General features: G+C 40.4%; 11 protein-coding genes. 8 read left to right on the top strand and 3 right to left on the bottom strand.

Going from position 1 to position 13643, the window contains the following annotated elements:
* Positions 1–98: 98 nt before the first annotated feature.
* Positions 99–896 carry an alpha/beta hydrolase gene (locus SporoP32a_RS06195; RefSeq protein ID WP_085427103.1) on the top strand — a complete coding sequence of 266 codons (798 nt, stop codon included), beginning with the start codon at positions 99–101 and terminating at the stop codon, positions 894–896.
* Positions 897–1042: 146 nt separating this feature from the next.
* On the opposite strand, the gene SporoP32a_RS06190 is transcribed toward SporoP32a_RS06195, so the two are convergent.
* Complete coding sequence (locus tag SporoP32a_RS06190) at positions 1043–1669, bottom strand: superoxide dismutase (protein ID WP_085427102.1); 627 nt, start codon at positions 1667–1669, stop codon at positions 1043–1045.
* Between the two features lie 306 nt (positions 1670–1975).
* On the opposite strand from SporoP32a_RS06190, the gene SporoP32a_RS06185 reads away from it, so the two are divergent.
* From SporoP32a_RS06185 to cax, 7 genes are all read left to right on the top strand, one after another.
* Complete coding sequence (locus SporoP32a_RS06185; protein ID WP_198166232.1) at positions 1976–3853, top strand: alkaline phosphatase family protein; 1878 nt, start codon at positions 1976–1978, stop codon at positions 3851–3853.
* 216 nt (positions 3854–4069) lie between these two features.
* A complete protein-coding gene (locus tag SporoP32a_RS06180; protein ID WP_085429003.1) occupies positions 4070–5095 on the top strand; it encodes an ABC transporter ATP-binding protein in 1026 nt (341 codons plus the stop codon).
* Positions 5070–6089, top strand: a complete 1020-nt coding sequence (locus tag SporoP32a_RS06175; protein ID WP_085427100.1) for an ABC transporter ATP-binding protein — start codon at positions 5070–5072, stop codon at positions 6087–6089. The genes SporoP32a_RS06180 and SporoP32a_RS06175 overlap by 26 nt, the downstream gene beginning before the upstream one ends.
* Positions 6086–7714: an ABC transporter substrate-binding protein gene (locus tag SporoP32a_RS06170; protein WP_085427099.1), complete on the top strand. Its 1629-nt coding sequence runs from the start codon at positions 6086–6088 to the stop codon at positions 7712–7714. Before SporoP32a_RS06175 ends, SporoP32a_RS06170 begins: the two co-directional genes overlap by 4 nt.
* A 67-nt stretch (positions 7715–7781) precedes the next feature.
* Entirely contained in the window at positions 7782–8813 is a 1032-nt protein-coding gene (locus tag SporoP32a_RS06165; protein ID WP_369823342.1) for an ABC transporter permease, read from the top strand.
* Positions 8814–8830: 17 nt separating this feature from the next.
* Entirely contained in the window at positions 8831–9727 is an 897-nt protein-coding gene (nikC, locus tag SporoP32a_RS06160) for a nickel transporter permease (RefSeq protein ID WP_085427097.1), read from the top strand.
* Between the two features lie 223 nt (positions 9728–9950).
* A complete protein-coding gene (cax, locus tag SporoP32a_RS06155) occupies positions 9951–10997 on the top strand; it encodes a calcium/proton exchanger (RefSeq protein ID WP_369823955.1) in 1047 nt (348 codons plus the stop codon).
* A 292-nt stretch (positions 10998–11289) separates the two neighbouring features.
* Here cax and nspC read toward each other — a convergent pair whose 3' ends face one another.
* On the bottom strand, positions 11290–12426 hold the full coding sequence (nspC, locus tag SporoP32a_RS06150; RefSeq protein ID WP_198166230.1) for a carboxynorspermidine decarboxylase: 1137 nt from the start codon (positions 12424–12426) through the stop codon (positions 11290–11292).
* A 10-nt stretch (positions 12427–12436) separates the two neighbouring features.
* Positions 12437–13636, bottom strand: a complete 1200-nt coding sequence (locus SporoP32a_RS06145) for a saccharopine dehydrogenase family protein (protein WP_085427095.1) — start codon at positions 13634–13636, stop codon at positions 12437–12439.
* Positions 13637–13643: the final 7 nt, after the last annotated feature.

Here is a 13643-nt window from a genome sequence, read left to right as displayed (position 1 = left end):
AGAGTTTCCAATGGATTGATTTGACTAATAGGTATCTTAATTGTATAATACCTATTAAACATGTTGGAATAATATATTTTGACTGGAGTGTGGAAGAAATGCAAAAGAATATTACGATTCGTTCTGGGGAAAACAATTTGTCGGGTGCGTTGCATCTGCCTGAATATAGAGAAGAAGCTATACCGTTGCTTATATTTATCCATGGGTTTGTAGGTAGTAAAGTAGGGGAACATCGTCTATTTGTTAAAGCCGCCCGTTATTTCATTGAGCGTGGATATGGGGTATTCCGCTTTGACTTTAGCGGGTGTGGCGAAAGTGACGGAGATTATGCAGATGTAACATTGACCAATCAATTAAAAGAAGTACAGGATGTCGTAGATTATTTAAGTTCGATTCGCGGTATAGATAAACAACAAATTTCATTAGTAGGGCACAGTATGGGAGGGGCAGTTGCGTCGCTGACGGCAGCGAGTGATTCACGGATTAAACAACTGATTCTCTGGTCACCGGTAGGTACACCATACGAAGATATAACGGGAATTCTTGGACCGAAAGCAGTTCATGAAATTTCAAGGCAAGGCAGTCATGACTATCACGGATTTATGATCAGCCAAACTTTCCTTAAAGATTTGAAAAGACATCAACCTATCGAAGCGATTCGTTCATTTATGGGACCTGTGCATATTGTTCATGCAAAAGAAGATGAACAAATATCAAAAGAACATACGAGACGATACGTCAACTCACTCAATAAGCGCTTGAACGGAGAGCGTGTAATAGAACAATATATTGAACAGGCTGATCATACATTTTCAAGCTATTCTTTTGAAAATGAATTGTTTGATAAAAGCTTGACGTGGCTTGAAAGAAATAGAGTAAAGCAGCTTGCATTGTAACTATAAATTGATAAACACCTCCCGCTTAAGAGAATTGCGGGAGGTGTTTTTAATGAATAAAAGGCGGGCTGCTTACCCGTTTCCGCGGATAAGCAGCCCTAAATTGGAATGTAGGATAAAACTGGAGATAAGGAAAGAAGAAAAATTTACTTTGCCGCTGTTTTACCAGCTTGGATGAAACGCTCATTGACAACGTCCCAGTCCACAGTATGCCACCAATTTTGTACAAATTCGGGGCGGCGGTTCTGATACGCTAAATAATAAGCATGTTCCCAAACATCGATGACGAGTAATGGAGTTTTACCATCCTTCAATGGCGTATCTTGGTTTGGCGTGCTCATGACTTCTAGCTCTCCGTCATTTAGCACTAACCAGCCATATCCACTGCCGAAGCGACTGATTGCCGCTTTAGACAAGATATCTTGAAAGTTATCAAATGTAGTAAAATACTTATCGATTTCTCTCTTAATATCTGCTGAAGGTTCACCTTTGCTTTTTGGCGTCATAGATTCCCAGAATAAGCTGTGACAGTAATGTCCACCACCGTTGTTTTGAACAGCAGTGCGTATCTCTTCAGGTACCTGACTGAGATCAGTCAATATGGTTTCAAGAGATTGAGATTGCAACTCTTCTTGATTTTCTAGTGCCGCATTCAAGTTATTGACATACGTCTGATGATGTTTGCCATGGTGAATCTCCAATGTACATGCATCGATATACGGTTCCAGAGCGTCTACTGCATAAGGCAAAGCAGGAAGAACAAATGGCTTCAAATTTTCACCTCCAAAGAAATTATGGAAACGTTAAAAGTTTCCCTAAGGAAATAATGTTTCCTTAAGGCAACATTAATAAAAAAATGAAAGTTTTGCAAGGCTTTTCTGTTTATGAACTAGTAAATGAGCCGAAAGAACTGCCGTGAATTTAAATTTAAAGCCCTAATTAATTAATGCTAATAGACTTTTTGCACATATTTTTAGTTAGCAAGTTTACATGATTTTAGGAAGGGAATAGTTCTACAAAGCGAGGGATGACAAATGTTTAAGCCACTGTTTATTTTTGTAACTATAATTTTATGTAGCATGACTACTACTACCTCTTCGTCTGTTCAAGCAGCACAATCAACCGGCACAATTAGTGTTGTGTCATTTGATGGATTGGGTTATCAAGACGCACAGAGATATATAGATAAAGGAATCATGGTGAATTTAGAGGGATTTCAAAACGAGGCTGCTTATGCGACGGATTTCATAACAGTTACACCATCACTAACCGCGCCATCACATGCCACAATGGCAAGTGGTGCAGCACCATCCAAGACCGGTATTGTGAGTAATCAGTTCCACTCGTCAGGTGAAACAGTAAAAGATGATCAAAGCGGATTTGCACAAACGTTAGGCGTTACACCTATATGGAAAGAAGCGAAAAATCAAGGGAAAGTAACAGCGACGGTCTCTTTCCCGGATTCAAATCCTGAAAATGCTTCTGCTGCTACGTACGCTGTGTATTCAGGAGGGACCTTAGCGGATTCGAAACTTCATAATTTAAAATTTTCATCTATAGAAGATCAACGTGTTAAACAATTAACTGCAACCACGACAACAGAAGTGGAAGAAGCGGTGATTACATTAGATATAAAAAACTCACCATCCCAACAATTATATGTGTTGCGAACAGATGAGGAAAAAACGGAGCTTTATATTTCAATGGACCCTAAAGAAATAGGAGAAAAAGTATCAGCAAATGACTGGATCAGTGTCGTGCTAGACCTACCAGACTTCGATAGTGCAGGATTTTATATAAAACTAAAAGGGGATCCTGAAGATAAAGAGAAGTTACAGTTATTTCAGGGTACCGTAATGGGAGGGCTTTACAAAGGGCCAGACCAATTCACGAACGAGATTAAATCAGAATTCGGATTTTATCCCGCGGCTGATGAGATAGACGCTTTCAAAAATGGAGATATTACAAGAGAAGAATATGAGCAAGTAGGCGAACGTTTCGCAAATTGGGTGACGGATGTCAGCTTATATATTAAAGATCACTATCAACCAGACTTATTATTTTATTATTATCCAGTCGTAGATACTGAACTGCATAACTTTTTATTGAGAGAACCTGCCCAACCAGGATATGAATTATCGAATGTGTTTGAAAAAGAGAAATATGTTAGCTGGGCATTTGGGGAAGCGGACCGAGCCATTGGGCGAATCAAAAATAATCTTAACCCTGAAGATCACTTGTTGATTGTTTCGGATCATGGCTTAGAACCAATTCATACGAGGCTTTCACCGAATAAAGAGCTTGAGAAAGCCGGACTGCTTGTAAAAGATGAAAAAGGAAATGTGGATACATCTAAGACAAAAGCGTATGCGGAAGCGAGTGGAACGATTGCGCATGTGTATGTAAATCTAAAAGGTAGAGAGAAAAAAGGAATTGTAAAAGAAGAGGAATACGAACGAGTAAAGAATGATATTGTATCCGTCTTTACCGGTAAGACTGTTTTTTCTACCCTGTCACAAGATCCTGAAAAAGTGGCTCATCCTATTTTGCGTTGGCTCACTGGTAAAGCGGACCTAGCCTATACTTACCCGGCACCTTCAGTCTTATCTAAACAGAAAGAAATCGAAACTTCGCCGTATGAAGCAGTTTGGACAGAAGAACAAGAAGAGTATGTAACATTTAATAATGATAATAGTGGTGATGTATTCCTGTCTGCTGCTCCAGGATACTTGATGGGAAAAGACGCGAAAATTGCTGTCGAACCAACCCAAGAATTGGGGAGTCATGGTGGTAATCCTGAGCGTATGCCATTACGTCCTATTCTATTTGCAACAGGTCCTAAGATTACCAGTGGGGAAATTAGTGAAAGAATAACGATGACTGATATTGCACCAAGTCTATACAAACTTCTAGATTTAGAAGCGCCAGAATTTGTAGACGGTCAAGCTATTTGGTAAGGGAAATAATTATGCTGTTAAAAGAGTAAGCATAGCATTAGAAAAACTGAATTTTTTTAAGAAGTGCGTAGGTATCAACTTTCCTAACGTACTTCTTTTTTTATTACTACATTCTCTTAATATATTATTTTATAAAAAAAGTTTCTTGCGTTTAATCAGAATAAAAGTATAATAATGATTAATGAGTTATTTCAGAAAAAGGAAATAGGTGAGCAAATGAACGAAAGAAAGAAATTACTTGAAGTTAAAGATTTGCAAACGACCTTTTTCACGGATTCGGGAGAAATTCCAGCAGTAGATCATGTGGACTTTTATGTGAGAGAAGGAGAGGTCTTAGGGATTGTTGGGGAATCTGGCTGTGGGAAGAGTGTAACCTCTTTATCTATCATGCAGTTGGTGCCAAGTCCGCCCGGGAAAATCACTGGAGGAGAAATCTTATTTGAAGGTCAGGACCTCCTAAAAAAATCGGAGAAGGAAATGAGAGGGATTCGCGGAAACGATGTCGCGATGATTTTTCAGGAGCCTATGACTTCACTTAACCCTCTTTTCACAATAGGTAATCAGATGTCTGAAGCAATTTCCCTTCATCAGAAAAAGTGGTCAAAAAAGCAAATCAAGGAACGGGCAGTTGAAATGTTAAAATTAGTCGGATTGCCTCGCTCTGAAGAAATTATGAAAGAATATCCTCATCAGCTATCAGGTGGTATGCGACAGCGTGTCATGATTGCTATGGCACTTGTCTGCGATCCAAAAGTTCTTATTGCAGATGAGCCTACAACAGCACTTGATGTAACCATCCAAGCGCAAATCCTGAAATTAATGCGGGATCTAAATGAACGTATGAATACAGCGATCCTACTTATTACGCATGATTTGGGGGTAGTGGCTGAGACTTGTGAACGCGTCGTAGTTATGTATGCAGGGCAAGTTATTGAGGAAGCACCAACTCATGCGATTTTTGAAAATCCTTGTCATCCATATACTCGCGGATTGATTCAATCTGTTCCAGATATGCGGGATAAAAGAGACCGTCTTTATTCCATTCCAGGCAATGTGCCGAAACCCGGATCCATTGAGACGGGTTGTAGATTCGCAGCAAGATGTGAAAGCGCTTTCTCAAGATGCTGGGTAGAAACGCCGGAATTGTACCGAAACTCTGAAAATCATCAAACTAGATGCTTCTTATATGACGAGCAAGAAGGAGTGACGAGTGCAAATGAGCAAACCGCTGCTAAAAGTTGAAGGGTTAAAAAAGTACTTTCCCATTCGTAAAGGATTAATTGGTAAAACAGTTGGTCACGTCAAGGCGATTGATGATATTTCCTTTTATGTCAATGAAGGCGAGACGCTTGGAATTGTAGGGGAAAGTGGTTGCGGTAAATCGACGACTGGTCGAACGATTATGCAGTTACTTGAACCTACAGAGGGAATAGTGGAATTTCAGGGCAGAGATCTAGCTAAACTACCTGCTAATGAAGTACGTAAGATTCGTAGAGATATCCAAATGGTCTTTCAAGATCCTTACGCTTCATTGAATCCACGGCATACAATCGGAAAGATTTTGGAAGAGCCATTGATTGTCCATGGAGGTCACAATGCAAAAGAACGTCGTAAAAAGGTTGTGGAGTTCTTAAAGATTGTTGGTTTAAGTGAATATCATGCTAAGCGCTACCCTCATCAATTTAGTGGAGGGCAACGTCAGCGTATCGGAATTGCTCGAGCATTAATGACGAATCCTAAATTGATTATTGCAGATGAGCCGGTATCTGCGCTTGACGTATCGATTCAGGCGCAAGTTCTGAACTTAATGCAAGACTTACAAAAAGAATTTAACTTAACGTATATCTTTATTGCACATGATCTCGGTGTTGTACGTCACATTAGTGATCGTGTAGCAGTTATGTACTTAGGGAAAATCGTAGAGATTACGAAAAGTGAAGAGCTCTATGCAAACCCACTCCATCCCTACACACAAGCTTTGTTGTCTGCGGTTCCTGTACCAGATCCAAATTACAAAAAGGAGCAAATCATTATTGAAGGGGACATGCCTAGCCCGGCGAATCCTCCAAGTGGTTGTGCATTTCACACTCGCTGTCCGTTCAAAATGGATGTGTGTACGAAAGTAACCCCTGTGTTAGCAGAGGAGAATACTGGTCATTCTGTTGCTTGCCATCTGTATACGGATGAAGGTAACGATGATATAGAAAGAAAAAAACAATTGGAGGGATCTGTATGAGAAAAGGGAAATTGTGGTCGTTTGCGTTGATCATGCTTCTTGTCTTATCGACTGCACTGGCAGCTTGTTCAGGCGGTGATGACAAAGAAGGTAGTGGGGACAAAGACAAAGACACTGCAGATAAAGGCGGCAGTGAAAACAAGACGTTAGTATTTGGACGAGGTGGAGATTCAACATCTCTTGACCCGTCCCGTGTAACAGAAGGGGAAACTTTTAAAGTTACAGTGAATTTATTCGAAACGTTATTAAACTTTGGGGAGCAAGATACAACGGTTCAACCCGGTCTTGCAAAAGAATATGATACAAGTGAAGATGGATTAACGTATACATTCCAATTAGAAGAAGGCGTAAAGTTTCATGATGGCACAGACTTTAATGCAGAAGCTGTTGTGAAGAACTTTGAGCGTTGGGCTAATGGAGATTCAGATACATTCCCATACTATAACTCTATGTTCGGTGGGTTTAAAGACGATGAAGATCACGTAATTGAATCTGTTAAAGCAGATGGAGAATCCACAGTGATTATTACTTTGAAGCGCCCGCAAGCACCATTCTTGAAAAACCTTGCGATGAGTATGTTCGCTATCTCTAGTCCAGAAGCTTTCGAAAAGGGCAATGATGAGTATGAGCGTAATCCAGTAGGAACAGGTCCATTCAAGTTTGTCGAGTGGAAGCCAAATGAGACAATTACAATTGAAAAGAACGAAGAATATTGGCAAGAAGGATTACCGAAATTGGATCGCATCATTTTCCAAGCAATTCCGGATAACTCTGCTCGCCTGAACGCATTACTATCTGGTGAAATTGATTTGGCAGATGGAATCAATCCTGCTGATGGGTTAAAGATTGAAGACAATGATACATTGCAGTTGTTCGAGCGTCCTTCCATGAACGTAGGATACCTTGGATTAACAGTAACGCGTGAGCCATTTGATAAAAAAGAAGTTCGTCAAGCAATGAACTATGCTATCGATAAACAATCAATCGTCGATTCATTCTTTGAAGGACGCGCAGAAGTAGCGAAAAATGCTATGCCTTCATCCATTTCAGGTTATAACGATGATGTAGAAGATTATGCATATGATCCTGAAAAAGCAAAAGAATTATTGAAAGAAGCAGGTCTTGAAGATGGATTCGAAATGGAACTATGGGCTATGCCGGTTCCACGTCCATATATGCCAGACGGCAAGAAAGTAGCGGAAGCGATCCAAAGCAACTTAGCTGACGTTGGTATTAAAGCGAAAATCGTTTCTTATGAGTGGGCAACTTACCTTGATAAAGCAAGCAAGGGAGAAGCAGATGCATTCATGCTAGGTTGGACTGGCGATAACGGTGACGCGGACAACTTCCTGTATGTATTGTTAGATGAAGATAATATCGGAAGCAATAACTACACGTACTTCAAGAACGACGAAACACATAAGCTATTCATTGAAGCACAAACAGAAGTAGATGAGGACAAGCGTATCGAGTTGTATAAGCAAGCTCAAGAAATTCTTCATGAAGAAGCGCCTTGGGTACCACTTGCACACTCCATTCCTTTGTTAGGCGGTAAGAAGGAACTTACTGGTTTCGTTCCACATCCTACGGGTTCTGATTTGTTGTCAAACGTAGAATTCAAATAAGTTACAAGTAAATTGTATGATTCAAGAAGAGGGAGAAGCTAGCATTCTCCCTTTCTTTGATTAATAAATGATAAGAGCCGGAGGGGTGAAAGAGTTGTTCAACTATACGATTAAGAGGCTTTTACAGCTGATTCCTGTCCTGCTTGGTATGACATTTTTAGTTTTTATGTTGATTCGTGCAATACCTGGTAATCCAGCACAAGTAATATTAGGACAACAAGCGACTAAAGAAGCGGTAGAAGCTTTGACGATCAAGCTAGGTCTTGATCAACCGTGGTATACACAATACTTCAGTTATTTAGGTGGTATTTTTAAAGGTGATTTAGGAGAATCCATGCGTACGCGCCTTCCTGTGGCGGATGAAATTTGGCCTTATTTAGCAGCTACATTAGAGTTAGCATTATTTGCGATGATTATCGCGGTCGTTGTAGGAATTAACGCGGGTATTATTTCTGCTTGGTTCCAAAACTCATGGTTTGATTATTCAGCAATGGTACTAGCGCTAGTTGGAGTATCCATGCCGATCTTCTGGTTAGGATTAATGGGACAGTGGGCATTTGCGATCGAATTACAATGGTTGCCAACAACTGGACGTGAGAATGTCCGGGACCCTATATCCGCCATAACCAATTTATACATAATTGATACGCTCATCCAGGGCAGGTTTGATCAATTATGGGAAGTTATTAAACATTTGATCTTACCTGGACTAGCGCTCGCAACCATTCCAATGGCGATTATCGCCCGAATGACACGTTCGAGCATGTTGGAAGTTATGCGTTCGGACTATATTCGTACAGCGCGAGCAAAAGGTCAGAAAATGTTCTGGGTAGTATATAAGCACGCGTTGAAAAATGCGATCATTCCTGTGTTGACAGTTATTGGTTTGCAGATAGGTTTATTGCTCGGTGGAGCTATTCTGACGGAAACAATCTTCGCTTGGCCTGGAATCGGACGCTATATCTATGACGCAATCAACTTTAGAGATTATCCTGTTATTCAATCAGGTATACTCATCGTTGCATTTATCTTTGTCATGATCAATCTCATCGTCGACCTATTGTATGGACTGATCGATCCGAGGATTAAGTATGATTGAGGAAGGAGGAACAGTTCATGTCAGAATTTACGCCTAAGGTAGATGGAGTAGTAGAAGCAGAATTAGAAAAAACAACAGGACCTTGGCGGGAAGCTTGGGTAGGTTTTCGTAAAAGTAAAGTGGCGGTTGTGGGCGCAGTCATTGTCATATTCTTTATACTGCTCGCACTCTTCGGACCCCTTGTCACGAAAGAAGGCATCAACGAACAATTAATGACAGATCGACTGCAACCTCCTTCGTCAGAATACTGGTTCGGTACGGATGATTTCGGCCGTGATATTTTCTCACGTATTATTCACGGTGCACGAATTTCTCTAACTGTTGGATTTTTCTCGGTAGTAGGTTCGATTGTAGTAGGTAGTTTCCTAGGAATTATCGCGGGTTATTATGGTCGCTGGATTGATACCATTATTTCGAGGATATTCGATATTATGCTCGCATTCCCTTCTATTTTATTGGCAATTGCGATTGTATCCGTACTAGGACCGAGTTTACGTAACGCGTTAATTGCAATTGCGATCATTAACGTACCGAACTTTGGACGATTGATACGGTCTAAAGTATTGAGTATTAAAGAAGATGAGTATATTACAGCTGCAAAGGCAATTGGAATGAAAGATTTCAGAATCCTATTTTCGCATATTTTACCTAACTCAATGGCACCTGTTATCGTTCAAGGTACATTGGCGGTTGCTACAGCTATCTTAGAAGCAGCAGCACTTGGATTCCTAGGACTAGGAGCGGAAGCCCCTTATCCAGAGTGGGGGAAGATGTTAGCTGACTCTAAGGATTATCTGCAAAATGCTCCATGGACAATGATTTTCCCTGGGGTTGCCATAATGCTCACAGTTTTAGGATTTAACCTCATGGGTGACGGTTTACGTGATGCATTGGATCCCAAAATGAAAAGTTAAGCTATATTTTTTTGACGGATATAATCTAGATCATGATAGTGGATGGAGGAGAGTCTTATTTACAGACTCTCCTCCATCTTTTTTGAATACGAATAAGCGGTAATTTATGTACGAGTTATTTGGTTGATCTTCATTCCGATGATCAACCATTTTTTAACCAGTTTATTTACGCTAGTAAAAGGGAAAGATGATAACAAATTGATTTTGAAACGAGGTGGAGACACTGAATAAAGTATTTACTGTAATGGCGTTCACTGGTGTACCTTTAGTGTTTTTAGCGTCTTTTTTGAATTGGTCCGATTTATGGATGTTTGCGCTATGTTGTTATAGTATTGTTGCTCTGGCTGCATTCATAGGAAGAGCTACAGAAAGCTTGGCAATTGTTAGTGGTCCAAGAATTGGTGGTTTGTTAAATGCCACATTCGGTAACGCGGTAGAACTTATCATTTCTATATTTACGTTAAAAGCCGGATTGATTGCAATCGTACTGGCATCGTTGACAGGTTCTGTTTTAGGAAACTTATTATTAGTTCTCGGGCTATCATTTTTCGCGGGTGGTCTGAAACATAAAAGACAGAATTTCAGTATTTATGATGCACGGTTCAACTCTGCGCTACTAGTGTTTGCAATAGTTGTTGCATTCGTGATTCCGGAAGTATTTTCGATGACGATGGATACGAAAACTGAACTACATCTAAGTATTGGTATTTCGATCATACTTATTCTGATTTATTTAGCTGGCCTAGTATTTAAATTATTTACTCACCGTGGTGTTTACGGTTCTGAAGATCACGAAACGGATGAAGTTCCAGAGTGGACGAAAAAGAAAGCTATATTAGTATTGATGATTTCGACAGTAGCGGTCGCATTTGTTTCAGAGAAGCTAGTGCATACGTTTGGTACGTTAGGTGAGAAGTTTGGCTGGACGGAGTTATTTATCGGTGTCATCATTGTTGCTATCGTTGGAAATGCGGCAGAGCATTCATCAGCGATCACGATGGCGATGAAGAATAAAATGGATATTTCAGTTGAAATCGCGATTGGTTCTACATTGCAAGTGGCAATGTTTGTAGCGCCGGTTCTTGTACTGATTTCCTTGATGATGCCAACTGCAATGCCGCTCGTATTCACTTGGCCAGAGTTAATCGCCATGATTACCGCCACCTTGCTAGTCGTCAATATATGTCAAGATGGCGAGTCGAACTGGTTTGAAGGGCTCGTGCTGTTCTCAGCTTATCTAATCATGGGTATTGGATTCTTCTTACTGTGAGTGGTGAGTAGTAGTTTTAAGAGCGGGATAGGGGAAGGCAAGCATCTTTACTATTCTAACTTGAGCGGAATATAAAAAGTATCATTTAGTTGAATAATAATCTTAATAAGATCTTGATGTAATATAGACTTTTACGCATTACTTATTTGTATCAAAGTGTAAAAGCCCGATTCGCATTTTTCAGCGAATCGGGTTTTTATGTCTTAAAAGAAATAGTTTAATGGAGTATAGAAAATGATGTAATTTTGATTAGTAGTTAGGAACTTGTTCTCGCTTTTCCCACTCATTGCTTTTAAGACAAGCGCTGCCTAAAATCCTCATAACCAAATTGCTTCACGACATTAATTTCATTATCCACCGTATGAAGAACGATGGACGGAAGATTAACTCCGTTGAACGTATTGTTCTTCACCATGGAATAGTGTGCCATGTCACAGAATACAAGTCGATCGCCTGGCTTCAGCGGCTGATCGAATGAATAATCACCAATTACATCACCAGCCAGACAAGTTGGGCCACCTAATCGATATGTATAGGCTTTTTCATTTGCCGTGCCTGCTCCAATAATCTCTGGTCGATAAGGCATCTCCAGTACGTCTGGCATATGGCAAGCCGCTGATGTATCGAGAATGGCAATGTCCATACCATTTTGCATGGTATCAAGTACTGTGGCGACAAGGAAGCCTGTGTTCAATGCGACAGCTTCGCCTGGCTCCAAGTACACTTCAAGACCATACTTGTCCTGCATGAAACGAATGCTACGAATCAATGCGTCAATGTCATAATCAGCACGCGTTATGTGGTGACCGCCACCGAAATTGATCCATTTCATCTTCTCTAAATAAGGACCAAATTCTTCATCGATAATTTGGATTGTCCGCCATAATGTATCCGAGTTTTGTTCACACATCGTATGGAAGTGTAGGCCACTAATACCATCAAGTTCGTCAGGTTCAAAGTTTTCTAAAGTTACACCAAATCGTGAGTAATCGAAGCATGGGTTATACATGTCGACTTCAATTTCCGAGTACTCAGGATTGATTCGGATACCACATGCAATCGATTTGTCGTGCTTCTGAACACGATCCTTAAACTTCTTCCACTGCGCAAATGAATTAAATACTAAATGATCGGAATAGCTAAGGATTTCATCAAATTCGTCTTCTTGGAAGGCAGGGGCATACGTGTGCACTTCTTTCCCCATTTCTTCATAACCGAGACGTGCTTCAAACAAACCACTTGAAGTCACCCCATGCAAATACTGCCCCAGTAAAGGATAGACGTTAAACATCGAAAATCCTTTTTGTGCAAGTAAGATCTTGCATCCTGTTTGATCGATAATGGATTTCATCTTTTCTAAGTTAGAGATAAGCAATTTTTCCTCCACAACATAACTAGGCGAAGGGACAGCATGTACATCAAAGTTCATAATATTCACCTCAGTCAATCAGAGTTGGATTGAAATCTTCATGCCACGGCAAACCATATTCATTCAATGCTTCCATGAATGGATCTGGGTCGAATTCTTCAATATTGAAGACACCTGGCTTTTTCCATTTACCTGTTAACATCATCATGGCGCCAATCATTGCTGGAACACCTGTTGTATAGGAAATTGCTTGTGATCCTACTTCTCGATAGCATTCCTGGTGATCGCAAATATTGTAGACGTAATAAGTTTTCGGCTCGCCGTCTTTTATACCTTGATAAATACAGCCGATGTTCGTTTTACCTTTCGTGCGCGGACCAAGAGAAGCAGGATCCGGTAATATAGCTTTTAGGAATTGAAGTGGAACTATTTGCTGACCGTTAAATTCAATAGGTTCGATAGATGTCATGCCAACGTTTTCTAATACACGTAAATGCGTCAAATACTTTTCAGAGAAAGTCATCCAGAAACGGATTTTCTCGACACCTGTAATGTTTTTCGCCAAAGATTCCAGTTCCTCATGGTATAACAAGTAAACGTCTTTCGGACCGATTTCAGGTAAGTCATAGACGCGTTTTACTTCAAGAGGCTTTGTTTCGATGAACTCGCCCTTTTCGTAGTAACGCCCGTTTGCAGTGATTTCACGAATATTGATTTCTGGATTGAAGTTAGTTGCGAATGGATATCCGTGATCGCCAGCGTTTGCATCGACGATATCGATTGTATGGATTTCATCGAAATAATGCTTCAGTGCGTAAGCTGAGAATACGCCAGTTACGCCAGGGTCGAAACCACTACCAAGCAGTGCTGTAATACCTGCTTTTTCAAACTTCTCTTTATAAGCCCACTGCCATTTATATTCGAACTTGGCTGTATCAAGCGGCTCGTAATTTGCTGTATCTAGATAGTCGACTTTTGTTTCAAGACATGCATCCATGATCGTCAAGTCCTGATAAGGTAGTGCGACGTTGATGACGATATCAGGTTTGAATTCATTAATTAATGCAACAAGTTCAGGCACATTATCTGCATCTACTTGTGCAGTTTGAATTTTCGTACGTCCACCATCGAGCTTTTCTTTCAATGCATCACATTTTGACTTTGTACGGCTTGCAATACAGATTTCTTCAAATACATCTGGTACTTGACAACACTTATGCACGACGACACTTGCTACGCCGCCTGCTCCAATAATTAATGCTCTTCCCATTAAAGAC

The organism is Sporosarcina ureae (assembly GCF_002109325.1).
In the GTDB taxonomy this organism is placed as follows: domain Bacteria; phylum Bacillota; class Bacilli; order Bacillales_A; family Planococcaceae; genus Sporosarcina; species Sporosarcina ureae_C.
This window is presented reverse-complemented; position numbering and strand designations above follow the sequence as displayed.